Below are 23,750 nucleotides of genomic sequence, written 5' to 3' on the forward strand. Positions count from 1 at the left end.
CCAAAGACATCCCCTATGGTGAGCGTAGGCGCTGGCGAGAGCCGCACCAGTAAAGCCACTGACACGGTCAAGATGAGCGCCCAGAACGTCAAGGTCTTTTACGGTGCCAGCCAAGCGATCAACGGCATCGACTTGGACGTATACGAAAACGAGGTGTTGGCGTTCATCGGGCCTTCTGGCTGCGGTAAGTCTACCTTTCTGCGCTGTTTGAACCGTATGAACGATACCATCGACATCTGTCGGGTGGAGGGCAAGATCACCCTGGATGACAAGGACATCTATGCGCCGGATCGCGATGTCGTGTTGCTACGCGCTCAAGTAGGTATCGTGTTTCAAAAGCCTAACCCGTTCCCCAAATCGATTTATGAAAATATCGCCTATGGTCCGCGTTTGCACGGGCTGGCAAAACGCAAGGCGGAGTTGGATGACATCGTCGAAAGTAGCTTACGCCGTGCAGGCCTCTGGGACGAAGTGAAAGATCGCCTCGATCAGCCGGGGACCGGTTTATCGGGGGGGCAACAACAGCGCCTGTGCATTGCCCGTACCGTGGCCGTTAGCCCGGACGTCATTTTGATGGACGAACCCTGTTCGGCCCTGGACCCCATCGCGACAGCCAAGGTCGAGCAACTGATCGATGAACTCAGCGAGAGCTACACCATCGTCATGGTGACGCACAACATGCAGCAGGCGGCACGCGTGGCGGATCGCACTGCGTTCTTCCACATGGGTGACTTGGTGGAGGTCGATAGCACCGACGAGATCTTCACTAATCCGCAAGACCAGCGTACCCACGACTACATCACGGGGCGCTTCGGATGATGTAGCGCCGCTCACTCCCTATCGCGCAGGCGGCTTGTCGCCTGCGCGATAGAACACTGCTTTTTTTTGATCTTTAATATATGATTTTTCATATATCTAGCTCGCTTTGCTCTGGAGGTTCAGCATGTCACTACGCATTGGTATCAACGGATTTGGCCGTATTGGTCGTTTGGCACTGCGCAGTCTGTGGGCGCGAGCCGCTGCCGACGAGGTAACATTGGTGTGCATCAACGACCCAGGCGGCGATGCGGCGACGTTTGCCCATTTGCTGGAGTTTGACTCGGTACATGGTCAGTGGGCGCCGGGGCAGGGCATCGACGCCGCCCCAGAGGCGATCACCATCGATGGCCGTACTATCGCCTTTAGCGCCCACAAGACGATTGCCGAAGGTGATTGGTCCGGGTGCGATGTGGTGATCGAATGCTCCGGCAAAATGAAAACCACGGAGAAGCTGCAGGCCTACCTGGATCAGGGGGTCGATCGTGTGGTGGTGAGTGCGCCGGTCAAGGAGGAGGGCGTGCTCAACGTAGTGGTGGGTGTCAACGATCATCTGTTCGAACCCGCTACGCACCGCATCGTCACCGCGGCCAGCTGCACCACCAACTGTCTGGCCCCCGTGGTCAAGGTCATTCTAGAAACGTTCGGCATCCGTCATGGTTCCATGACCACGGTGCATGACATTACCAATACCCAGACGATTCTGGACGCACCGCACAAGGACCTACGCCGGGCGCGCGCCTGCGGCATGAGCCTGATTCCCACCACCACCGGTTCGGCCAAGGCGATCACGGCCATCTTTCCTGAGCTGACCGGCAAGCTGAACGGCCATGCGATTCGCGTGCCGCTGGCCAATGCCTCGTTGACCGATATGATATTCGAGCTCGAGCGCGAGGTAACCGTCGAGGAGGTCAATCAGGCGCTCAAGATGGCCGCAGAGGGGCCCTTGAAGGGGATTCTGGGTTACGAGGAGCGGCCGCTGGTGTCCATCGACTATCGCACTGACCCACGCAGCTCGATCATCGATGCACTCTCGACCATGGTGGTGAATGGTACGCAGTTGAAGCTCTACGCCTGGTACGACAACGAGTGGGGCTATGCCAACCGCACCGCTGAGCTTGCCTGGATGGTGGGCAAGGAGCAGGCGCGCCGTGGCTGAGTCGCTCAGGGCACGCATCGGCGCACTGCCTTTCGACGTGCGCCAGTACATGCTGATCACGGGCAACTACTGGGCGTTTACCATCACCGATGGGGCCCTGCGGATGCTGGTGGTGATGTACTTCCACCAGTTGGGTTACTCGCCGCTGCAAATCGCCATGCTGTTTCTGTTCTACGAAGCGTTTGGGGTGGTGACCAATCTGGTGGGTGGCTGGTTGGGTGCGCGGTTGGGGCTCAATCGCACCATGAACGTGGGGCTAGGGCTGCAGATTGTGGCGCTTGCCATGCTTATGGTGCCTGCCGGGATGCTCACCGTCGTTTGGGTCATGACGGCCCAGGCGCTGTCGGGTATTGCCAAAGACTTGAACAAGATGAGCGCCAAAAGTGCGGTGAAAGTGCTGGTGCCTGCAGATAGTGCCAATGCCAACAGCGCCCTGTACCGCTGGGTAGCGATGTTGACCGGCTCCAAAAATGCCCTGAAAGGGCTGGGCTTTTTTGTGGGCGGCGTGCTGCTGACGCTGATCGGCTTTCGCGGCGCGGTGGTGGCCATGGCGCTGATGCTGGGTGCCGTGCTGGGGCTGTCGCTGTGGCGGTTGAAGGCTGATCTCGGCAAACAGAAGGTCAAGCCAAAGTTTTCCGAGATTTTCTCCAAGTCCCGCGCCATCAATGTGCTTTCGGCGGCACGCTTCTGCTTGTTTGCCTCTCGAGACGTGTGGTTTGTCGTGGCCTTGCCGGTCTTCCTTTATGATCAGCATGGCTGGAGCCACTGGACCGTGGGTGGGCTGTTGGCTGCCTGGATCATTGGTTACGGCGGCGTGCAGACCCAGGCGCCCAGGCTCACCGCACTGTTCCATGGAGATGCTCGTATGCTCACGGCTGGCTGGGCAGCCGCGCTTGCCGTGCTCGCCATTCTGCTGGCACTGTTGCCTCTGGCTCAAGTGGGGTGGTTGGTGGTGGGGCTGCTGGCCTTTGGCGTGCTGTTTGCCGTCAACTCCAGCTGGCACAGCTATCTGATCGTCCACTACGCCCGTGCCGATGGCGTGTCCATGGACGTAGGCTTCTACTACATGGCCAACGCCATGGGCCGCCTGGTCGGCACGCTGCTCTCGGGGTGGCTCTACATGGCCTATGGTTTGAGTGCGTGCCTGTGGGTGGCGGCGGCGCTGGTGGCTGCCAGCGCGCTCATGGCACTGGCGCTGCCCAGGCAGGTGGCGTGATTCGTTCGCCTGGCGCTGGTCTGACGCTCACCCTGGGGAGTGCCCAGACCCTTGCCTGGGCATCCAGCTACTATCTGCCCGCCATTCTGGCGGGGCCCATGGCGCTGGAATTGGGGCTGTCCACTCGCTGGGTATTTGGCGCCTTCTCGGCTGCGTTGCTGCTGGTCGCCATGTTGGGACCCAGCGTCGGGCGTCTGATCGATCGCCAGGGCGGGCGCGGTGTGCTGATGGCCTCGAACGCCATCATGGCGGTGGGCTTGTTGGCACTGGCGTTGGCGCAAGGGGCGGTGACACTGGTGCTGGCATGGCTGCTGATGGGCGTGGGCATGGCGCTGGGTCTTTACGATGCGGCCTTTGCTACGCTGGGGCGGCTGCTGGGGAGTCACGCCAGGGCATCGATTACCGGCGTGACCCTGGTGGCAGGATTTGCCAGTACTCTTGGCTGGCCCATCACTGCCTTCATCGAGAGCGAGTGGGGCTGGCGTGCTGCCTGCGCCAGCTGGGCGCTGGCCCATGTCGTGTTGGGAATGCCCTTGAACGCTCGCTTGCCCAAGGCCGAGCGAGCGCTCTCCAGCGCGTCGAGCCCTGCGTCTGGGGCGCCTGAACGCCCGCGTTTTACCCTGCTGCTGCTGGCGTACGTGTTCGCGGCGGGCTGGTTCGTCTCCACGGCCATGGCCGCCCACCTTCCCAGGCTGCTGCAGGAGAGTGGCGTTTCTCTGTCGGTGGCGATTGCAGCGGCTGCTCTGGTGGGGCCTGCGCAAGTAGCGGCGCGCATGGGGGAGTTCGTTTTGCTGCGCCGGTTTCACCCCTTGTTCGCAGGCAGGATAGCTACCACGCTGCATCCCGTGGGCGCCGGGTTGCTGACGTTTTTCGGCATGCCGGCCGCCGGGTTTGCGTTGCTGCATGGGGCGGGTAACGGCATGATGACGATTGCCTCGGGGACGCTGCCCCTGGCACTGTTTGGCCCGCAGGGGTTTGGGCGCAGGCAGGGGCTCATCATGATGCCCGCTCGGGCCTTGCAGGCTCTGGCGCCGCTGCTGTTTGGGCTGCTGATCGACCAGTGGGGCGCAGCCGCGTTATGGCTGACGTCGCTGCTCATGCTGGCAGCCACGCTAGCGCTGTTGAGTATCCCGGCTCCTCGGCGTTAACGGGGCGTCATCCAGGAACAGCCGCCTGAATTTCCACCATCCTTCCACCCGTAATCGCAGGTCTTGCCAGGCAAGGGACGGCTCTATCCAGAGGCCGGCCTCTGGCAACTGATGATATTCGAAGGCCGATGTATCGCTTGGCGCGCCCAGCTCTGCCACGGCGATATGTGCCGTCCCGCCACAGCAGCCATGACGTGGTGAACGGCGTACCGTCACCACGCCTCCATGCTGCTGGATGAATGCCACGGCAGGGTGCTCCATCTCGATGACTTGACGCATGACGCTCCTGGCTGCCCATGCCGGGCCGTTAGGTGGGGGGATAGTAGACGGTCTCTCCGTCTTCCTTGGTAAATTGTGCAACAGGGTGGTCCAGGAGCGCCAATACCTGCTCGGATGGGCGGCATAATCGCGTGCCCTTGGGCGTACTGACGATGGGCCGGTTGATGAGCAGCGGGTGAGCCATCATGGCGTCGATGAGCTGGTCATCGCTCAACGTTGGATCGTCGAGCTGCAGTTCATCATAAGGCGTCCCTTTCTGGCGCAAGAGCGCCCTGGGGGGCAGCTGCATCATGGCCAGCAGTGCCAACAGCCGCTCTCGGCTGGGCGGCGTTTCCAGGTAGTGGATCACCTGCGGTATTTCTCCCGATGCTTCGATCATGGCCAGCGTATTGCGCGACGTGCCACACGCAGGGTTGTGATAGATCACGATCATGGCGGGGTCCTCATCAGGAGGGTTGGGCTGCAGGAAAATGCGCGCGCGTCTTATTGGCGATACGCACCAGGGCCAGCATGAGCGGGACTTCTACCAGCACGCCGACCACCGTGACCAGGGCTGCTCCAGACTGCAGGCCAAACAGCGCGATGGCGGCGGCCACGGCGAGTTCAAAAAAATTGCTGGCACCAATCATCGCCCCCGGCGCGGCGATATTATGCGGTACGCGCCACGCCTTGGCCCAACCATAGGCGATGAAGAAAATAAGAAAGGTCTGAATGATCAGCGGAACGGCAATCAGCACGATATGCAGCGGATTGCTCAGGATGACATCGCCTTGAAAAGCAAACAGTAAGACCAGCGTGACGATCAGGCCCATGGGGGTGACCGGGGCCAGGCGTTTCATGAACACCTTGTCGTACCATTCGGCGCCTTTTCTGGCCATCAGCGCTTTGCGAGTGACATAGCCAGCGGCCAGGGGAATGACGATGTAGAGCACGACCGAGAGCAGCACCGTGTTCCACGGGACCTGGATGTTCGAGATGCCCAACAGCAGAACCACGATGGGGGCAAAGGCAAACAGCATGATCAGATCATTCAGCGCTACCTGTACCAGGGTGTAAGCCGCGTCGCCCCGTGTCAGGTAGCTCCATACGAACACCATGGCCGTGCAGGGGGCGGCCCCCAGCAGAATCGCCCCGGCCAGATACTGGTTGGCCAGCGCTTCAGGGATGAACGGGCGGAAAATCACCATGAAGAAGAGCCAGGCCAGCGCGAACATGGTGAATGGCTTGATCAGCCAGTTGACGGTGGTGGTGATGGTCAGCCCCTTGGGCTGACGGCGCACACCGGCGACCGCGCTGAAGTCGATTTGGGCCATCATCGGGAAAATCATCGCCCAGATCAGCACGGCGATGGGCAGCGACACCTGAGCATATTCAAAGCGCGCCAGGGTTTCCGGTACCTGGGGCGCCCATTGACCCACGGCGATACCGACCATGATGGCAATGGCCACCCAGAGCGACAAATAGCGCTCGAAAAGTCCCATGTCGGCGCTGCTGGGGGTGGCTGGCTGTGGCTGTGTCATGTTCACTCCTCGTTCAAATGGCGCGCTGGTTGACCCGTCGGGAGAGCTCTTCGGCACTCTCCTTACGCTCGGAATAGCGGTCGGTCAGCAGGTCGCTGCGCTCTCGGGTCAGCAGCGTGAATTTCATCAGCTCTTCCATGACGTCCACGATGCGGTCATAGAAAGGGGAGGGTTTCATGCGGTCGTCGTCATCGAACTCCATGAAGGCCTTGGGCACCGAGGATTGGTTGGGAATGGTCAGCATCCGCATCCAGCGACCCAGAATACGCAGCTGATTCACCGTATTGAACGACTGGGATCCGCCACACACCTGCATGACCGCCAGTGTCTTGCCTTGGGTGGGCCTGACACCCCCCAGTGCCAGAGGAATCCAGTCGATCTGTGCCTTCATGATGCCGGTCATGGCGCCATGTCGTTCGGGGGAGCACCAGACCATGCCTTCCGCCCACTGGGCCAGCGTGCGCAGCTCTTCCACTTTGGGATGGCTGGCATCCTCGGCATCGGGGAGAGGCAGTCCGCTGGGGTCATAGATACGTGTTTGAGCCCCCATGGCTTCGAGCAGGCGCGCGGCTTCTTCGACGACCAGTCGGCTGAAGGAGCGTTTGCGTAGCGAGCCATACAGCAGCAGTATTTTAGGCGAGGGAAGGTCGTTACACGTTAACCCCAGGGATTCCGGGCTGGGAATGTTGAACAGGGCAGGATCGAGATTGGGTAAGGTGTCGAAGTGTGCCATGTGAAGGTCCGTTAAAAACGATGTCCTTCATTTTGGCATTGATATATGAATTTTCATATATCTTTTGTTGCAACACCGATCATCTTGTCAGCCCTGGGCCAGACGCGCTTCATCGCTACCGCCATGAAGCGCGTTGTAAATCAGTCGATCAGCTCGACCGCCACGGCGGTTGCTTCACCGCCACCAATGCACAAGCTGGCGATACCGCGTTTGCCCCCTTTCTGGCGCAAGGCATGAATCAGCGTGGCAATGATGCGTGAGCCGGTAGAGCCGATGGGATGCCCCTGGGCACAGGCGCCGCCAAACACGTTGACCTTTTCATGTGGCAGGCCCAGATCATCCATGGCCATCAGCGTGACGACCGCAAAGGCTTCGTTGATTTCGAACAGGTCTATATCATTGACGCCCCAGCCAAGCTTTTTCATCAGCTTCTCGATGGCTCCCACCGGCGCGATGGTAAATTCGCTGGGATGACGCGAGTGGGTGGCATGTCCCAGCATCCTGGCCAGCGGTTTGACACCGTGACGCTGTGCTGCCTCGTGACTCGATAAAATGAGCGCCGAGGCGCCGTCGGAGATCGAACTCGCATTGGCGGCGGTAATGGTGCCGTCTTTTGCAAACGCTGGGCGCAGTTGGCGAATCTTGTCCAGTTTGGCCTGAAAGGGCTGCTCATCGTGGCATACCACGGTTTCACCCTGGCGGGTCGTCACGGTGACGGGCGCCATCTCCGCATCCAGGTCGCCATGGTTGGTGGCGGCCATAGCCCGTTCCAGCGAGGCAATCGCGAAATCGTCCAGCCGTTCTCGGGTGTAGCCACGCTCGGTGGCCACCTCTTGCGCAAAGACCCCCATCAGCTTTCCGGTTTCGGCATCTTCCAGGCCATCGAGAAACATGTGGTCCTTCAGCTCGCCGTGGCCCAGACGATAGCCGCCGCGTGCTTTGGTCAGCACATGGGGGGCATTCGACATGGATTCCATGCCGCCCGCCAGCACTATTTCTCCACTGCCCGCCTTGATCAGGTCATGGGCCAACATGGCCGCTTTCATGCCAGAGCCGCAGAGTTTGTTGATGGTCGTGGCACCATTGGCATCGGGAATGCCCGCTTGGCGCATCGCTTGGCGCGCAGGGCCTTGTTTGACGCCCGCTGGCAGCACGCAGCCCAGGATGCCCTCTTCAATGGCGGCGGCCTCAATGCCCGCGCGCTCGATGGCAGCGCGGATGGCAACGGCGGCAAGTTCAGGGGCACTCATACTAGACAGGCTGCCCATCATGCCGCCCATCGGGGTACGGGTGGCAGATAAAAAAACGACGTCGGTAGCGCGACTCATGACCTATCTCCTGATAGCTTTTTTGTGATTATCGAGCTGAGTAGTTAGCGATGCGTTGACCCATTCGCGGGGCTGTGGTTTTCTCCTGAGTAACCAAGCAAGCGCTAGTGTAAATGACATGAATGTAATGAATGCATCTCCTCGCCGCAAGGAATTGACGCGCTTAGCTGCTCAGCTATTCGTCCAAGAAGGCTTTGATCGCACCACGGTGCGCATGTTGGCGCAGGAAATGGGCATTAAATCGGGTAGCCTGTTTCATCACTTCAAAGATAAGCAAGAAATTCTGGCAGCGGTGATCGAGGAGGGTACCCAAAATGCGCTTGCCATTGCGAAAGCTGCGCTTCAGTCCTGTCCCGACGGTGCAGAGGCACGGCTACATGCTATGGCAAGAGCTCATCTGGAAACACTGTTTGCAGACCGTAACGCTCATGTCGTCGCACTGTTCGAGTGGCGGCGATTGGACCCTGCTGCCAGCGCGCATTTGAGTCATCTACGGGATGCTTACGAGGCTCTGTGGGTCGAGGTGATCGATGACGCCTTGGCGGCCGGGCTGATTCATGGTGACCGCTTTCTCGTTTCCCGCTTCATCTTAGGAGCGTTGAACTGGACTGTCCGTTGGTATGACCCCAACGGTCCTCGAACGCCAGACGACCTTGCCGACGAGCTGGTGGCGATGATCCTATCGCGGTGAGCCTAACAGCGAGGCTTCTGTTCGGTCGACCAACGTCTAACCTTGTTGCGGCGCTTGCGGCTTGCGCAATAGGTGAAATACTTTTAGCGTTGGTCTATTGGCAGGCTTCCGTTAACGTAAACTGATAATAAAGCTGACAGCGCGTGGAGTTTTGCCTGCTTGAGTGCTCACGACCAACAACATAAGAGAGCCGTCATGACAGCAACATCATCGTCACTTCCCTCGTATTCTTCATTTGTCGAGAAATTTTCAATAGAGAGTGTCGTCGCCAAGCTGGACGACCATCAAGATGGTTACCTGAACGCCTATGAAGCATGCTGCGGAAGGCATGTGCGCCAAGGCCGCGGTGATGTGTTAGCGCTGGTGCATGAAGACACCCAAGGCCAGACCCATACGTTGACCTATGCCGAGCTTGACAGCCAAAGTAGCCAGCTAGCGGGCTGGTTCATAAGCCAAGGGCTTGGTGAGGGCGACCGAATTGCCTGTATGCTGCCTCGTTCTGTCAATTTGCTGGTCGCCGTGCTGGCGACCTGGCGAATCGGTGCGGTCTATCAGCCACTGTTCACCGCTTTTGGCCCTGATGCAGTTGACTATCGGCTCGGTCGTGCTGATACCAAGTTAGTGATTACGGATCACGCCAATCGCTATAAATTCGATGGATTGAGCCAGTGCCCACCCGTATTAGCCGTGGGTGGTGCGAGCAGTGAGCATGGCGATGACCTCGATTGGCAAACGGCATTGACGTATACGTCAATGAGCGATGCGCCACCGCGCCTGTCGCCAGATCAGCCCTTTCTGCAAATGTTCACTTCGGGGACGGTGGGCAAGCCAAAGGGCGTTGCCGTGCCTTTAGCAGGCATGACGGCTTTCGCGCTTTATATGGAGCTCGCTGTGGATCTGCGCGAGGAAGACCGTTTTTGGAACATGGCAGATCCAGGTTGGGCCTACGGCCTTTATTACGCCATCGCGGGGCCGCTGCTACTTGGAGTCACGACCCACTTTTGCGAGGCAGGCTTCAGCGCCGAAGGGGCGCTGGCGTTCATGAAGCGCCATCAGATCACCAATTTTGCTGCGGCACCCACGGCTTACCGTTTGATGAAAGCATCTGGGTTATTCGATGACGCGCATCAAACGTTATCGCTGCGTGCAGCCAGTTCCGCTGGAGAACCGCTTAATACCGAGGTGGTCACCTGGGTGGAAAAATCGTTGGGCTGTCCGGTGATGGACCATTATGGCCAGACGGAAACGGGCATGACCTGTAATAACCATCACTCTCTTGACCATCCCAAGCACGTGGGGGCCATGGGCGTCCCGATGCCGGGCTACCGATTGGCCATTCTCGATGCCGAGTACAATGAGCTGCCGCCCGGTGAACCAGGTGTGCTTGCGGTGGACATTAAGAATTCTCCGGCTCACTTTTTCCAAGGATACACTTGGCAGGAGAAAGATCCCTTCGTCAATGGCTATTACCTGACCGGCGATGTAGTGATTCGTAACGAAGATGGTTCGTTTCAGTTTGCTGGTAGGGACGATGACATCATCACCACGGCGGGCTACCGAGTGGGACCAACGGACGTAGAGAATAGCGTCATGACGCACCCGGCAGTGGCAGAGTCCGCCGCCGTTGGCCAGCCAGATGAGATTCGTGGCGAGATCATCAAATCCTATATCGTACTTCGCGATGGCTACGAGCCCAGCGATGCGCTGGCGGAAGAGATTCGTCAGCAAGTACGTGAACGGCTCTCTACGCATGCTTTTCCTCGTATCATCGAGTTCGTCGATGAGCTGCCCAAAACGCCCAGCGGCAAGATTCAGCGCTTCAAACTGCGTGCTCAAGCGGCCGAACAAGTGCGCCACAGCTCATAATTCACAGGATATCATTCACAGGAAGAGTGCCATGCAGGTCCAGGATCGTACGTTTTTGATTACCGGCGCTGCGTCGGGTTTGGGTGCCGCCACGGCCGAACGGCTGGTAAAGGCGGGCGGGAAGGTGGTGCTGTGCGACATGAGTGATCGTGTGACGGACCTTGCCGTGCAGTTGGGCGCTCACGCGCAAGCATGCATCGCCGACATTACCTCCTCCGACGCCATGCAGGAGGCGGTGAACAAAGCCGTTGCGCTGGGGGGCGAAAGCGGTCTTTCGGGGGTGGTTCATTGTGCCGGTGTGGTCAGCGTAGCCAAGCTGGTGGATCGGCAAGGCAACCCAGCAGATCTCGAGGGCTATGCGCGCACGATTCAGATCAATCTGGTAGGCACTTTCAATGTCATGCGGCTGGCGGCCGCCGCCATGGCCAGCAACCCGCCAGACCAAGGGGGTGAGCGTGGCGTCATCATCAATACCGCATCGATTGCCGCGTTCGATGGGCAAGTCGGTCAGTGCGCCTACAGTGCCTCTAAGGCGGGGGTCGTGGGCATGAGCTTGCCTGCTGCCAGAGAGCTGTCGCGCCACGCGATTCGTGTCATGGCCATTGCGCCAGGGGTGTTCGAAACCCCGATGATGAGCGAGATACCGGATGAAGCCGCCCAAGCGTTGGCCGCTGCGGTGCCTTTTCCCAAGCGTTTGGGCAAGGCCGACGAGTTTGCGCTGCTGGCCGAGCAGATCATCACCAACCCGATGCTCAATGGTGAAGTGATTCGCCTGGATGGTGGTATCCGCATGCAGTGATTTACGCTCAGTAAGCTCTGATAAACAGCCTGCTCGGTTTTTTCGGGCGGGCTTTTTTTTATTTTCAAACCATGACGTTACTAAGGTAAAGACCAAAGTTGTAGTCGGTTTTTCGATTTAATTCAAACGACTGCTTGACTGTGTCGGGTCTGCGCGCTAATTTTCAAACATGTGTTTGAAAGTAGCTGCTGAGTACCGGCTCTTTCAGCCCCCGTTTAGGAGAAGTGACATGCCGAGCTATCAAGCCCCCCTACGTGACATGCGTTTCGTGATGAACGAAATGTTTGATTACCCAAGCCACTATGCGGCACTGCCGAATGGTGAAGAAGCGTCTCCTGACGTCGTTGGGGCGATTCTGGAAGAGGGCGCTCGCTTTGCCCGTGACGTTCTGCTGCCATTGAACCAGAGCGGTGATGAAGAGGGCTGCCTGCTGGAAGGTGGGGAGGTCAAAGCGCCCCGTGGTTTCAAGGAAGCCTACCAGCAGTATGTCGAAGGGGGTTGGCCAAGCCTGGCGGCAGATCCTGAGCAGGGTGGACAAGGGCTGCCGCCTTCGCTGGCCATGATGCTCTCCGAAATGATTTGCGCCACCAACCTGGCGTGGGGCATGTACCCGGGGCTTTCCCACGGCGCTGCAGACGCGCTGCGTCATCACGGAACCGATGCCCAAAAGGCCACTTACCTCACCAAGCTGGTCGAAGGCGTCTGGACCGGCACCATGTGCTTGACCGAACCCCATTGCGGTACCGATCTCGGGCTGATCAAGACCCGTGCGGTTCCTGCGGAGGACGACGCGTATCAGATCACCGGCACCAAGATCTTCATTTCTGCCGGTGAGCACAATCTGGCCGAGAACATCGTCCATCTGGTGCTGGCCAAGCTGCCGGATGCGCCGGAAGGCTCCAAAGGCATTTCACTGTTCGTCGTACCCAAGTTCCTGCCCGATGCCGAGGGCAACCCCGGGCAGCGTAACGGTGTCAGCTGTGGCTCTCTCGAGCACAAGATGGGTATTCACGGCAACGCAACGTGTGTCATGAACTTCGATGGTGCCACGGGCTACCTGGTAGGCGCGCCGAACAAAGGGTTGGCCTGCATGTTCACCATGATGAATGCGGCCCGTCTGGGCGTGGGGATTCAAGGGCTTGGTCTGATGGAGGCCAGCTTCCAGAACTCGCTCAGCTATGCCCGTGATCGTTTGCAGATGCGTGGCCTTTCAGGTGTTCAGGCCCCTGATAAAGCCGCCGACCCGATCATCGTCCATCCCGACGTGCGTCGCATGCTGCTGACCCAAAAAGCTTTTGCCGAAGGCGGGCGCATGCTGGTGCTGTATACCGCCCAGTTGCTGGACGTGGTCGAGCATGGCGCAGCAGGCGAAGAGAAGGAGCGTGCCGAGATCTTGCTTGGCCTGCTGACGCCGATCGTGAAGGCCTTCCTGACGGAAGTGGGTTTCGAGTGCACCAATGAAGGCGTGCAGATTTTTGGCGGTCACGGCTTCATCAAAGAGTGGGGCATGGAGCAACTGGTACGTGATGCGCGTATCACGCGCCTCTATGAAGGCACGACCGGTATCCAGGCGCTGGACCTGCTGGGCCGCAAGGTGCTGATGAGCCAGGGTGAATCCCTCAAGGTCTTCACCAAGGAGATTCACAAGTTCTGCCAAGCCGAAGCCGACAACCCTGCGCTCAAGGAATTTATCGAGCCGCTGGCCAAGCTCAATGCCCAGTGGGGTGAGCTCACCATGGGTATCGGTATGAAGGCCATGCAGGATCGTGAAGAAGTAGGGGCCGCCAGCGTCGATTACCTGATGTACTCCGGCTATGTCGCTGTCGCCTATCTGTTTGCTCGCGCTGCCAAGCAAGCCGCTAGTGCACAGGGGGGTGAAGATGCCGCTTTCTACACCGCCAAACTAAATACGGCGCGTTTCTACTACCAGCGTCTGCTGCCACGTACCAAGGCGCACGCCGCCATGATCCAGGCAGGTGCCGGTAGCTTGATGGCGATTTCCAGCGAAGATTTTGGCCTGGGCTTCGAGAGCTGAGCCCACGCCTTTGCCAGGCACTCTCTGGTCAGGGTACTGATCGGTGGTTTGCGGCAGGTTTGCCCTCGGGCATTGCCTGCCGCTTTTTTATCTCGGCTATTTGAAAAATTTTTCACATTAGCCCTTGCCAACCCGGCATCGAATCCGTAAAGTACGCATCCGCTGCCGGGGACGCCCAGCGTTACCAGCGGTGATGAGGTTGGAAAATCTCTTGTTTGTCAGGAAGTTAGAGTTCTGTGGTAGGTTGGTCAGATCGCTCGCTTCGCCCGCTGAAAACAGCGGTTGACAAACACCACGGAATGCGTAGAATACGCCTTCCTCGCTGAGGCAACACGGGTCAGGTCATCGAGCCCGCCGCAGCGACATTAAGAAAGTTGCTCTTTAACAATTTGATCAGGTAATTCATGTGGGCGCTTGCCGATGAGGGTGATAAATCACCTATTATCAAGGCAAGCGACTCGTCAAACAGGCTTCGGCCTAATGAATGAATTCGTTTGACCCTTGAGCCAAGTTTGGTTCGCTTCTGTTGCTTCGGCGACAGGCAAGAACCGCATTGATCTTAAACTGAAGAGTTTGATCATGGCTCAGATTGAACGCTGGCGGCAGGCCTAACACATGCAAGTCGAGCGGTAACAGATCCAGCTTGCTGGATGCTGACGAGCGGCGGACGGGTGAGTAATGCATAGGAATCTGCCCGGTAGTGGGGGATAACCTGGGGAAACCCAGGCTAATACCGCATACGTCCTACGGGAGAAAGGGGGCTTCGGCTCCCGCTATCGGATGAGCCTATGTCGGATTAGCTAGTTGGTGAGGTAACGGCTCACCAAGGCCACGATCCGTAGCTGGTCTGAGAGGATGATCAGCCACATCGGGACTGAGACACGGCCCGAACTCCTACGGGAGGCAGCAGTGGGGAATATTGGACAATGGGGGGAACCCTGATCCAGCCATGCCGCGTGTGTGAAGAAGGCCCTCGGGTTGTAAAGCACTTTCAGCGAGGAAGAACGCCTAGCGGTTAATACCCGCTAGGAAAGACATCACTCGCAGAAGAAGCACCGGCTAACTCCGTGCCAGCAGCCGCGGTAATACGGAGGGTGCAAGCGTTAATCGGAATTACTGGGCGTAAAGCGCGCGTAGGTGGCTTGATAAGCCGGTTGTGAAAGCCCCGGGCTCAACCTGGGAACGGCATCCGGAACTGTCAAGCTAGAGTGCAGGAGAGGAAGGTAGAATTCCCGGTGTAGCGGTGAAATGCGTAGAGATCGGGAGGAATACCAGTGGCGAAGGCGGCCTTCTGGACTGACACTGACACTGAGGTGCGAAAGCGTGGGTAGCAAACAGGATTAGATACCCTGGTAGTCCACGCCGTAAACGATGTCGACCAGCCGTTGGGTGCCTAGCGCACTTTGTGGCGAAGTTAACGCGATAAGTCGACCGCCTGGGGAGTACGGCCGCAAGGTTAAAACTCAAATGAATTGACGGGGGCCCGCACAAGCGGTGGAGCATGTGGTTTAATTCGATGCAACGCGAAGAACCTTACCTACTCTTGACATCCTGCGAATTTGGTAGAGATACCTTAGTGCCTTCGGGAACGCAGAGACAGGTGCTGCATGGCTGTCGTCAGCTCGTGTTGTGAAATGTTGGGTTAAGTCCCGTAACGAGCGCAACCCTTGTCCTTATTTGCCAGCGCGTAATGGCGGGAACTCTAAGGAGACTGCCGGTGACAAACCGGAGGAAGGTGGGGACGACGTCAAGTCATCATGGCCCTTACGAGTAGGGCTACACACGTGCTACAATGGTCGGTACAAAGGGTTGCCAACTCGCGAGAGTGAGCCAATCCCGAAAAGCCGATCTCAGTCCGGATCGGAGTCTGCAACTCGACTCCGTGAAGTCGGAATCGCTAGTAATCGTAGATCAGAATGCTACGGTGAATACGTTCCCGGGCCTTGTACACACCGCCCGTCACACCATGGGAGTGGACTGCACCAGAAGTGGTTAGCCTAACGCAAGAGGGCGATCACCACGGTGTGGTTCATGACTGGGGTGAAGTCGTAACAAGGTAGCCGTAGGGGAACCTGCGGCTGGATCACCTCCTTAAACGATGACGCACCCTCGCGGTAAGCGCTCACAATGAATTACCTGATCAGAATACTGTTGATACGCAGTGATAAGCGGATGCTTTTTTCACATTAAAAGAAAAAGAAAGGTCTTTTCTCTTTTTTTGATGTGAAAGAACGCTTATCACTGCTTATAGCAGTCGCTCTTTAACAATGTATATCATGCTGACATGAACGTTTTATACGTTCATACGTAATTGTTAAGTGATACGTCTCAAGCGTATCCGGCAATCGTTATCATTGCGAGACACCAGACCCCTTCGGGTTATAGGGTCAAGCAATGAAGCGCACACGGTGGATGCCTAGGCAGCCAGAGGCGATGAAAGACGTGGTAGCCTGCGATAAGGTTCGGTGAGGTGGCAAACGACCTGTGACCCGGACATCTCTGAATGGGGAAACCCACTCATCACAAGATGAGTATCTTGCGCTGAATCCATAGGCGTAAGAGGCGAACCAGGGGAACTGAAACATCTAAGTACCCTGAGGAAAAGAAATCAACCGAGATTCCCCTAGTAGCGGCGAGCGAACGGGGACCAGCCCTTAAGCGTGTGAAAGATTAGGCGAACAGACTGGGAAGTCTGGCCATAGCGGGTGATAGCCCCGTAGTCGAAAATCTGATCACGTGAAATCGAGTAGGTCGGGGCACGAGAAACCTTGACTGAAGACGGGGGGACCATCCTCCAAGGCTAAATACTCCTGGCTGACCGATAGTGAACCAGTACCGTGAGGGAAAGGCGAAAAGAACCCCGGAGAGGGGAGTGAAATAGATCCTGAAACCGTGTGCGTACAAGCAGTAGGAGCGGACTTGTTCCGTGACTGCGTACCTTTTGTATAATGGGTCAGCGACTTATATTCAGTGGCGAGGTTAACCGTATAGGGGAGCCGTAGGGAAACCGAGTCTTAACTGGGCGACACAGTCGCTGGATATAGACCCGAAACCGAGCGATCTATCCATGAGCAGGGTGAAGGTTGAGTAACATCAACTGGAGGCCCGAACCAGGATCTGTTGAAAAAGATTTGGATGACTTGTGGATCGGAGTGAAAGGCTAATCAAGCTCGGAGATAGCTGGTTCTCCTCGAAAGCTATTTAGGTAGCGCCTCACGTATCACCGCCGGGGGTAGAGCACTGTTTCGGCTAGGGGGTCATCCCGACTTACCAACCCGAGGCAAACTCCGAATACCGGTGAGTGCGAGCGTGGGAGACACACGGCGGGTGCTAACGTCCGTCGTGAAAAGGGAAACAACCCAGACCGTCAGCTAAGGTCCCCAAATCCTGGTTAAGTGGGAAACGATGTGGGAAGGCTCAGACAGCTAGGAGGTTGGCTTAGAAGCAGCCATCCTTTAAAGAAAGCGTAATAGCTCACTAGTCGAGTCGGCCTGCGCGGAAGATGTAACGGGGCTAAACCAGGTACCGAAGCTACGGGTTCACACTATGTGTGAGCGGTAGAGGAGCGTCGTGTAAGCCGATGAAGGTGTGTTGAGAAGCATGCTGGAGGTATCACGAGTGCGAATGCTGACATGAGTAACGATAAAGGGAGTGAAAAACTCCCTCGCCGGAAGACCAAGGGTTTCTGTTCGACGCTAATCGGAGCAGAGTGAGTCGGCCCCTAAGGCGAGGCCGAAAGGCGTAGTCGATGGGAAACGGGTCAATATTCCCGTACCGGACATGATTGCGATGGGGGGACGGAGAAGGCTAGGTGAGCCAGGCGTTGGTTGTCCTGGTGAAAGTGAGTAGGCTGAGCGCTTAGGTAAATCCGGGTGCTCAAGGCCGAGACACGAAACGAAGACACTACGGTGTCGAAGTCATTGATGCCACGCTTCCAGGAAAAGCCTCTAAGCTTCAGATCATGTGCGACCGTACCCCAAACCGACACAGGTGGTCAGGGTGAGAATCCCAAGGCGCTTGAGAGAACTCGGGTGAAGGAACTAGGCAAAATGGTGCCGTAACTTCGGGAGAAGGCACGCCGGCGTAGGGTGAGAGGACTTGCTCCTTCAGCCCGAACCGGTCGAAGATACCAGGTGGCTGCAACTGTTTAGTAAAAACACAGCACTCTGCTAACGCGCAAGCGGACGTATAGGGTGTGACGCCTGCCCGGTGCCGGAAGGTTAAGTGATGGTGTTAGGCCTCGGCCGACGCTCTTGATCGAAGCCCCGGTAAACGGCGGCCGTAACTATAACGGTCCTAAGGTAGCGAAATTCCTTGTCGGGTAAGTTCCGACCTGCACGAATGGCGTAATGATGGCCACGCTGTCTCCACCCGAGACTCAGTGAAATTGAAATCGCCGTGAAGATGCGGTGTACCCGCGGCTAGACGGAAAGACCCCGTGAACCTTTACTATAGCTTCACACTGGACGCTGATGTTGCCTGTGTAGGATAGCTGGGAGGCTTTGAAACCCGGACGCCAGTTCGGGTGGAGCCAACCTTGAAATACCAGCCTGGCATCATTGGCGTTCTCACTCAGGTCCGTGATCCGGATCGAGGACAGTGTGTGGTGGGTAGTTTGACTGGGGCGGTCTCCTCCCAAAGCGTAACGGAGGAGCACGAAGGTACCCTCAGCACGGTCGGACATCGTGCAATGAGTGCAAGAGCATAAGGGTGCTTGACTGCGAGACAGACACGTCGAGCAGGTGCGAAAGCAGGTTCTAGTGATCCGGTGGTTCTGTATGGAAGGGCCATCGCTCAACGGATAAAAGGTACTCCGGGGATAACAGGCTGATACCGCCCAAGAGTTCACATCGACGGCGGTGTTTGGCACCTCGATGTCGGCTCATCACATCCTGGGGCTGAAGTCGGTCCCAAGGGTATGGCTGTTCGCCATTTAAAGTGGTACGCGAGCTGGGTTTAGAACGTCGTGAGACAGTTCGGTCCCTATCTGCCGTGGGCGTTGGATGTTTGAGAAGAGCTGCTCCTAGTACGAGAGGACCGGAGTGGACGACCCTCTGGTGTTCCGGTTGTCACGCCAGTGGCATTGCCGGGTAGCTATGGTCGGACGGGATAACCGCTGAAAGCATCTAAGCGGGAAGCCCCCTTCAAGATGAGACATCCCTGAGACCTAGAGTCTCCTAAAGGGCCCAGCGAGACCAGCTGGTTGATAGGCACGGTGTGGAAGCGCTGCAAGGCGTTGAGCTAACGTGTACTAATGGCCCGTGAGGCTTGACCCTATAACACCCAAGGGGTCTGGTCGCCGTGATAACGATCGAGTGGACAGCCACTCGAAAAACCGGATACGCATCCGCCAGCCAACGTGCTGGCGGACATGAGACGATCACTTACCGCGTCAACGACGCACTCAGCATGATATGCATTACCCGTTACGCCTGACGACCATAGCACGCGTGAACCACCTGATCCCATGCCGAACTCAGAAGTGAAACCGCTTAGCGCCGATGGTAGTGTGGGGTCTCCCCATGCGAGAGTAGGTCATCGTCAGGCACTTATTTAGAAACCCCGGCCATCTGGTCGGGGTTTTGTCGTTAAGGGGTCTCTCCCTGGAGCCGTTCGTCGGGAACGAACGGGAACCGCTTCAGCGGGCCCGAAGGGCGAGTCTCAGGATGAGACGAGTAAAGTCGCGGAGCGCCGCCCGCCGGGTGGCCGGCCCGAACATAATCAGGCACTTATACCGCAAAGAACCCAGCCAATCGGCTGGGTTTTTTGTTGCGCGCTCGATAAGCGCGCCATTATTCAGGCCCTGAGTACGCTGTGCTCGGGGTTTTTTGCTGTGTGCACGAAGGGGAAGTGAAAAACCATAAGCGGGGAAGGGCGAATAGCATTATTCATGCATTTATTATTCACCCATCCCGTTCATTGCTAAGGTACGGGCACTGGCCACCTTCCTATTCGCATAAGTGGCTCTTTTGATCGACGTTAGCGGTGGTACTGCTTCTCGCGTTCGGGTTGCCAGAGAATCGCGTCTACTCGCAGGCGAGCATTTTGCTGATTGGGCAGCGGCCAGTCGATGGTGTCGCCCACTTTGAGCCCTAATAGGCTGGCTCCAATGGGGGCCATGATCGAAATAGCGTCTTTCGTCGTGCTGAGAGAGTGCGGGTACACCAGTGTACGCACCATCTGCTGGTTACGCGTTAGGTCAGTGAACTGAATCTGGCTGTTCATACTGACGACGTTGTCGGGAATGTCTTCAGGATCCACTACTTCTCCGCGACTAAGCTCGTCTTGTAAAAGCTCAGCCACCATTTGATCCTTGTCGGTGGCGTTATCGATCAAGCGCTGCAGACGATCTGCGTCGAGACGATTAATCAAGAGGGGAGGACGCTGCCCCATGATGCTCTCCTTGGCAAACGCGGCCGAACGACACGGCGTGCGTTGTTAGTCAAATGGTACTGTCTGGCATAAAAAAAGCCCCACCAAGAAGGAAGGACTCAAGATACTGTTTGGATAGTGTACGACACTTCTAATGAAAAGACGACGCGCTTAGAGCGAGGCGCGCAAAGTGCTATGATGCAGGCCGCCGAGCGAGCAAGTGATAAATATCGCATTTATGGATTGCAAATGATTTTGAGGTGAAAGGTGAGCGATACGGTACCCACGTCATGGCTTGTTTACTGCCGACCAGGGTTTGAAAACGATGCGTTAGCAGAGATGCAGCATCATGCACAGCAACTTGACGTGCCCTGTGAGTCGGTGCGAGGTGAAGGTTGGGTAAGTGTCACGCGCCAAGACGGAGAGGCCATTAACGATTTACATCGTCGGGCCGCCTTCCATCGACTCATCTTCGCCAGACAGAGCTTAGCGGCGCTACCTGCGTTAGCATTGTCGCGTGATGATAGGCTAACGGCTATCTTGGAGCAAATCAAAGCAAGCCGTTGGAGTTTTGAAGACATTTGGCATGAAACGCCGGATACGAATGAGGGAAAAGCGTTAGCGGGTTTGATCAAGGCGTTGACCAAGCCATTGCAAAGCATGCTGAAAAAGCGAGGAGCGCTTCGCAAAAAAGCGGGTGGCCGACGTTTACACATATTTTGGACCGATGGTGACCGTGTCCAGCTAGGGATGAGTTTTCCTGATAATCGCAGCGAGCTCATCAACGGAATTCGTCGGTTGCGTTTTCCTTCACGCGCGCCCAGCCGCTCGACGTTGAAGTTGGAGGAAGCTTGGCACGAATTCATACCCAGAGACGAGTGGGATGAGCGTTTGGCCGCGCACATGCAAGCGGCAGATCTTGGGGCAGCGCCGGGCGGCTGGACATGGCAGTTAGTGCAGCGTGGTATGTATGTCTATGCCATCGATAATGGCCCCATGAATAAGCAGCTCATGGACACTGGGCAAATCGATCATCTACGTGAGGATGGTTTTGCGTGGGAGCCGCCCCAGCGATTGGATTGGCTGGTGTGTGACATTGTCGATAAGCCAGTACGCGTATTGGCCATGGTTGAGCGCTGGTTAACGCGCAAATGGTGTAGGGAGGCGATTTTCAACCTCAAACTGCCGATGAAAAAGCGTTGGGATGAAGTGACACGCTGTCTGGCGGCACTGGAAGAAACATTGGCGGCGTCTGGGGTCCACGCCACGATTCGATGCCGCCACCTCTATCACGATCGCGAAGAAGTGACGGTACACGTCAGATTAGCGCATTAGTATGGCAACTGCTGTGTCCTAGTAGCCCGGCTCGTAGATGCGGATGGTTTCATCTTCCGTGAGCAACGGTAAAATACGCTGCATGGCCATGGCGCGCTCTTCGCTCCCGTGCCACTCTTTCCAGGCGCGCAGGTCGCGCCATTTGGTGATCATCAAACGGCGGTCGGTGTGGCCAAGCTCTACCAAGGTTTCACCACCAACGAAGCCCCGGACACCCAGAGAGACACGCATGGCCTCGCGTGCGGCCTGTTCATATTCGTCTTCTAAACCGGGCATAATGCGTCGTTCAATGATGATTTTTATCATAGGTCCGTTTCCTAACCGAGAGAGTCGATGACTGATACTACGGATGATTCCACCGCGTTCGATACGGCATTAGATACCACAGGGCTTTATTGCCCAGAGCCCATTATGTTGATGCATAACAAAGTGCGAGATATGGCGTCGGGCCAAATCTTGAAAGTCGTGGCGACCGATCCTGCCACCACTCGTGATGTGCCAAAGTTCTGCCAATTTCTTGGCCACGAACTGTTACATAAGGAGAGTGAGGGCGATCAATACGTCTACTTTATCCGCTTAGCATGACCCTGTGGAGAGAGACAAGGCGTTTACCGACTAAAGAGTAAACGCCTTGCATAGAGGATTATGGATGGTCACTACTGGGTACGACCATCATGGCAAGTGCCTCTAGTGTGGCTGGGTCCTCGTCCAAAATGCGGTTGGCAATGTGGCGCTGGAAGAAGTAGACGGTTTGATGCTGGGAGTGGGCATCGTAAAGGCATTCATCCCCCAGTAAGATCGGTGTCATAGTGGCCTTTTGCTCATCTGCCAAGACCGCCTCGACGCTGCCATTGCTATAAAGGCGCCATCCATACACCGGCTTCATGTGCCAAGGAGCGCTAGGGTGATTCATGCAGAGCGCATGAGTGCCTAACGTGTCGGGAAGCTGCTGAATCAGTGTGACGTCGCCAGATGATTCATACTCGAAGTAACCGGCTGCCGCGATCAGCTCATCGTATTTGTGGTCAGGCGGAGTGTCGAAGATTTCGTCTGTCTCTGGGTCACGATAACCAACGAAAACACCACTCTCATGACTATCTAGCTCATGACAAGCAACGAGTGACTCCATCCAAGGAACGAGGCCAACGACACTACCATCTTCTCTCAGCCCCCAAGCAAGAATCGGCAGGCCGTAGTAGGTGTCGGGACTCGCAGCGAGCTGGTAGACCATCTCTAATCCATCTAGCTCTGGGGCTAAACGCACTAAATACTTTCGCGCCTGATGACGCTGACGCACGGTTTCCAGGTCGATGACCTGGGCAGAGCGAGTTGACAGGGGTGCGCCCATGGTGTCCCTCCTTGTACTGCGTGGCCACGACGTTGGCAAGCAGCGATCACCGCCTGCCGCTACCTTCACCAATAGCACAGCTTGACCGTCAGGTTAAGCGTAAACATGATTTTTAATCAGGTGTACAAGTAGTGTGTGCGCTCTTTAACGCGGTATGTTCTTTCCAGGTCGATTGAAATTGCGACCACGGTGCCTCTGGATTATCCAGTGAGAGCCAGTCGCGTTGGTAAGTAGCAACAGCATCGGGAGGTGTGATTGGGTGGGCATCGATCAATTGATTGACGCTAACGAGCCATTGCTGTGAGTGAGTGGCCATCGTCTCGATCCAAACGGGTGTGTCCACGGTGAGACAGGCTTCTTCGTCAGAGGTCTGCGTGAGCAGTTGATTAGCTTCACGGAGTCGCTGTTCCGCGAGGAGGAGCGCGCGCAGAACCTCTGCCGTAAGCGGTCGTTCCTGTAATGTCTTAAGGTGATTCTCAAGTCGTGAAGAGTCTTGCTCCCATCGATGGCTGAACTGCTCATTGACCATTTGACGAAGATAAGTGAGGGCAGCTAGCTGCTCGCTAATGTCGTCCGTCCCCCCTGGGGGTAGTGGGCTGCTAGCCCTGGAAAAGCTTTTTTCCCACTCGTCGGAATCGAAGATGGCGTTCCAGCTCACAGCGGGTAGCTGCTCGGTTTTTAGATCGGTTAGCTGCGCCAAGCGTGCTTTGTCGTCATCGCCTAGAGTGTTGGGGATATCGCTATTCCAGCAAGCGTCCAAGCGTTGCCATAGAGAGCGTTCATAAAGCCAGTGCTGGCTGGGAGGGGCGACACGGCCCAACTGATTATTGCGGGCAGCAATCAAGGACGTAATTTGGCACTCACGCAGCGCGTAGATGTTGAGCATGCCGTCGCGGGTTTCTGGCACGTCGATCAAGCGCTGCTGACGCTCAGGGAAAGCACCTATGTTACGCGGCTCTGATCGCGTTGGCAGTGGTGTATCGAGCGCCGCTGCCAACTGCTGGTGGTATTGCTCCCAGGCGTGCTCAGCGCTGTCGTCACTACACCCAACAAGTAAAAAAACCGTAGCGACCGGCCTCCAGAGGGTGCGGAATGGTTTGGGCAT

General features: G+C 56.9%; 19 protein-coding genes and 3 rRNA genes. 13 read left to right on the forward strand and 9 right to left on the reverse strand.

Annotation, left to right across the window (positions count from 1 at the left end):
• Window positions 1-72: 72 nt before the first annotated feature.
• From pstB to FRH_RS12490, 4 genes are all read left to right on the forward strand, one after another.
• The gene (gene pstB, locus FRH_RS12475; protein WP_231125546.1) at window positions 73-819 is read left to right on the forward strand and encodes a phosphate ABC transporter ATP-binding protein PstB; all 747 of its coding nucleotides are present in this window, start codon (window positions 73-75) and stop codon (window positions 817-819) included.
• A 124-nt stretch (window positions 820-943) separates the two neighbouring features.
• Window positions 944-1,975 carry an ArsJ-associated glyceraldehyde-3-phosphate dehydrogenase gene (locus tag FRH_RS12480; RefSeq protein ID WP_281996959.1) on the forward strand — a complete coding sequence of 344 codons (1,032 nt, stop codon included), beginning with the start codon at window positions 944-946 and terminating at the stop codon, window positions 1,973-1,975.
• Window positions 1,968-3,191: an organoarsenical effux MFS transporter ArsJ gene (arsJ, locus tag FRH_RS12485; RefSeq protein WP_281996960.1), complete on the forward strand. Its 1,224-nt coding sequence runs from the start codon at window positions 1,968-1,970 to the stop codon at window positions 3,189-3,191. The genes FRH_RS12480 and arsJ overlap by 8 nt, the downstream gene beginning before the upstream one ends.
• A complete protein-coding gene (locus FRH_RS12490) occupies window positions 3,188-4,339 on the forward strand; it encodes an MFS transporter (RefSeq protein WP_139525642.1) in 1,152 nt (383 codons plus the stop codon). The genes arsJ and FRH_RS12490 overlap by 4 nt, the downstream gene beginning before the upstream one ends.
• Here FRH_RS12490 and FRH_RS12495 read toward each other — a convergent pair.
• The 5 genes from FRH_RS12495 to FRH_RS12515 form a co-directional block, all read right to left on the reverse strand.
• Entirely contained in the window at window positions 4,304-4,618 is a 315-nt protein-coding gene (locus FRH_RS12495; protein WP_139525643.1) for a CC/Se motif family (seleno)protein, read from the reverse strand. The genes FRH_RS12490 and FRH_RS12495 overlap by 36 nt on opposite strands.
• A gap of 28 nt (window positions 4,619-4,646) precedes the next feature.
• Complete coding sequence (gene arsC, locus FRH_RS12500; protein ID WP_016914320.1) at window positions 4,647-5,051, reverse strand: arsenate reductase (glutaredoxin); 405 nt, start codon at window positions 5,049-5,051, stop codon at window positions 4,647-4,649.
• A gap of 13 nt (window positions 5,052-5,064) precedes the next feature.
• Entirely contained in the window at window positions 5,065-6,138 is a 1,074-nt protein-coding gene (gene arsB, locus FRH_RS12505; protein WP_139525644.1) for an ACR3 family arsenite efflux transporter, read from the reverse strand.
• A 13-nt stretch (window positions 6,139-6,151) separates the two neighbouring features.
• Window positions 6,152-6,871, reverse strand: a complete 720-nt coding sequence (arsH, locus tag FRH_RS12510) for an arsenical resistance protein ArsH (protein ID WP_281996961.1) — start codon at window positions 6,869-6,871, stop codon at window positions 6,152-6,154.
• Window positions 6,872-7,011: 140 nt separating this feature from the next.
• Window positions 7,012-8,199, reverse strand: a complete 1,188-nt coding sequence (locus FRH_RS12515) for an acetyl-CoA C-acyltransferase (protein ID WP_281996962.1) — start codon at window positions 8,197-8,199, stop codon at window positions 7,012-7,014.
• Between the two features lie 127 nt (window positions 8,200-8,326).
• Between FRH_RS12515 and FRH_RS12520 the strand changes: the two genes are divergently transcribed.
• From FRH_RS12520 to rrf, 7 genes are all read left to right on the forward strand, one after another.
• Window positions 8,327-8,890, forward strand: a complete 564-nt coding sequence (locus tag FRH_RS12520; RefSeq protein WP_139525647.1) for a TetR/AcrR family transcriptional regulator — start codon at window positions 8,327-8,329, stop codon at window positions 8,888-8,890.
• Between the two features lie 195 nt (window positions 8,891-9,085).
• Complete coding sequence (locus FRH_RS12525) at window positions 9,086-10,756, forward strand: AMP-binding protein (RefSeq protein WP_139525648.1); 1,671 nt, start codon at window positions 9,086-9,088, stop codon at window positions 10,754-10,756.
• Window positions 10,757-10,787: 31 nt separating this feature from the next.
• Window positions 10,788-11,555 (forward strand): SDR family NAD(P)-dependent oxidoreductase, encoded by a 768-nt coding sequence (locus tag FRH_RS12530; protein ID WP_219863275.1) that lies wholly within the window; start codon window positions 10,788-10,790, stop codon window positions 11,553-11,555.
• Between the two features lie 229 nt (window positions 11,556-11,784).
• Window positions 11,785-13,590 (forward strand): acyl-CoA dehydrogenase C-terminal domain-containing protein, encoded by a 1,806-nt coding sequence (locus tag FRH_RS12535; protein ID WP_281996963.1) that lies wholly within the window; start codon window positions 11,785-11,787, stop codon window positions 13,588-13,590.
• Between the two features lie 561 nt (window positions 13,591-14,151).
• Window positions 14,152-15,684, forward strand: a 16S ribosomal RNA gene (locus FRH_RS12540).
• A gap of 291 nt (window positions 15,685-15,975) precedes the next feature.
• Window positions 15,976-18,866: ribosomal RNA gene (locus tag FRH_RS12545) — 23S ribosomal RNA — on the forward strand.
• 155 nt (window positions 18,867-19,021) lie between these two features.
• Window positions 19,022-19,137: ribosomal RNA gene (gene rrf, locus FRH_RS12550) — 5S ribosomal RNA — on the forward strand.
• The 16S, 23S and 5S rRNA genes sit together here, the layout of an rRNA operon.
• Window positions 19,138-19,569: 432 nt before the next feature.
• Here the strand turns inward: rrf and rnk are convergent.
• Entirely contained in the window at window positions 19,570-19,983 is a 414-nt protein-coding gene (gene rnk, locus FRH_RS12555; protein WP_139528414.1) for a nucleoside diphosphate kinase regulator, read from the reverse strand.
• Window positions 19,984-20,229: 246 nt separating this feature from the next.
• Here rnk and rlmM point away from each other — a divergent pair, with 246 nt between their 5' ends.
• Window positions 20,230-21,297 carry a 23S rRNA (cytidine(2498)-2'-O)-methyltransferase RlmM gene (rlmM, locus tag FRH_RS12560; RefSeq protein ID WP_139528415.1) on the forward strand — a complete coding sequence of 356 codons (1,068 nt, stop codon included), beginning with the start codon at window positions 20,230-20,232 and terminating at the stop codon, window positions 21,295-21,297.
• Window positions 21,298-21,315: 18 nt separating this feature from the next.
• On the opposite strand, the gene FRH_RS12565 is transcribed toward rlmM, so the two are convergent.
• On the reverse strand, window positions 21,316-21,603 hold the full coding sequence (locus FRH_RS12565) for an antibiotic biosynthesis monooxygenase family protein (RefSeq protein ID WP_139528416.1): 288 nt from the start codon (window positions 21,601-21,603) through the stop codon (window positions 21,316-21,318).
• Window positions 21,604-21,630: 27 nt separating this feature from the next.
• Between FRH_RS12565 and tusA the strand changes: the two genes are divergently transcribed.
• Window positions 21,631-21,882, forward strand: coding sequence for a sulfurtransferase TusA (gene tusA / locus FRH_RS12570; RefSeq protein WP_139528417.1), 252 nt, complete (start codon window positions 21,631-21,633; stop codon window positions 21,880-21,882).
• 58 nt (window positions 21,883-21,940) lie between these two features.
• Here tusA and FRH_RS12575 read toward each other — a convergent pair whose 3' ends face one another.
• Both FRH_RS12575 and FRH_RS12580 read right to left on the reverse strand, forming a co-directional pair.
• Window positions 21,941-22,645, reverse strand: a complete 705-nt coding sequence (locus FRH_RS12575) for a hypothetical protein (protein ID WP_139528418.1) — start codon at window positions 22,643-22,645, stop codon at window positions 21,941-21,943.
• A 112-nt stretch (window positions 22,646-22,757) separates the two neighbouring features.
• Window positions 22,758-23,750: a DUF3080 family protein gene (locus tag FRH_RS12580; RefSeq protein ID WP_139528419.1), complete on the reverse strand. Its 993-nt coding sequence runs from the start codon at window positions 23,748-23,750 to the stop codon at window positions 22,758-22,760.

The sequence above is a fragment of the Halomonas sp. A020 genome (assembly GCF_027943625.1).
GTDB classification, from domain to species: Bacteria; Pseudomonadota; Gammaproteobacteria; order Pseudomonadales; family Halomonadaceae; genus Vreelandella; species Vreelandella piezotolerans.

What these genes read in the sequence shown, in the direction of transcription:
- pstB (WP_231125546.1), top strand. Translation starts at nt 73, where the DNA reads ATGAGCGCCCAGAACGTCAAGGTCTTTTACGGTGCCAGCCAAGCGATC.
- FRH_RS12480 (WP_281996959.1), top strand. Translation starts at nt 944, where the DNA reads ATGTCACTACGCATTGGTATCAACGGATTTGGCCGTATTGGTCGTTTG.
- FRH_RS12495 (WP_139525643.1), bottom strand. Translation starts at nt 4,618, where the DNA reads ATGCGTCAAGTCATCGAGATGGAGCACCCTGCCGTGGCATTCATCCAG.
- arsC (WP_016914320.1), bottom strand. Translation starts at nt 5,051, where the DNA reads ATGATCGTGATCTATCACAACCCTGCGTGTGGCACGTCGCGCAATACG.
- arsB (WP_139525644.1), bottom strand. Translation starts at nt 6,138, where the DNA reads ATGACACAGCCACAGCCAGCCACCCCCAGCAGCGCCGACATGGGACTT.
- arsH (WP_281996961.1), bottom strand. Translation starts at nt 6,871, where the DNA reads ATGGCACACTTCGACACCTTACCCAATCTCGATCCTGCCCTGTTCAAC.
- FRH_RS12515 (WP_281996962.1), bottom strand. Translation starts at nt 8,199, where the DNA reads ATGAGTCGCGCTACCGACGTCGTTTTTTTATCTGCCACCCGTACCCCG.
- FRH_RS12520 (WP_139525647.1), top strand. Translation starts at nt 8,327, where the DNA reads ATGAATGCATCTCCTCGCCGCAAGGAATTGACGCGCTTAGCTGCTCAG.
- FRH_RS12525 (WP_139525648.1), top strand. Translation starts at nt 9,086, where the DNA reads ATGACAGCAACATCATCGTCACTTCCCTCGTATTCTTCATTTGTCGAG.
- FRH_RS12530 (WP_219863275.1), top strand. Translation starts at nt 10,788, where the DNA reads ATGCAGGTCCAGGATCGTACGTTTTTGATTACCGGCGCTGCGTCGGGT.
- FRH_RS12535 (WP_281996963.1), top strand. Translation starts at nt 11,785, where the DNA reads ATGCCGAGCTATCAAGCCCCCCTACGTGACATGCGTTTCGTGATGAAC.
- rnk (WP_139528414.1), bottom strand. Translation starts at nt 19,983, where the DNA reads ATGGGGCAGCGTCCTCCCCTCTTGATTAATCGTCTCGACGCAGATCGT.
- FRH_RS12565 (WP_139528416.1), bottom strand. Translation starts at nt 21,603, where the DNA reads ATGATAAAAATCATCATTGAACGACGCATTATGCCCGGTTTAGAAGAC.
- tusA (WP_139528417.1), top strand. Translation starts at nt 21,631, where the DNA reads ATGACTGATACTACGGATGATTCCACCGCGTTCGATACGGCATTAGAT.
- FRH_RS12575 (WP_139528418.1), bottom strand. Translation starts at nt 22,645, where the DNA reads ATGGGCGCACCCCTGTCAACTCGCTCTGCCCAGGTCATCGACCTGGAA.
- FRH_RS12580 (WP_139528419.1), bottom strand. Translation starts at nt 23,750, where the DNA reads ATGCCCAAACCATTCCGCACCCTCTGGAGGCCGGTCGCTACGGTTTTT.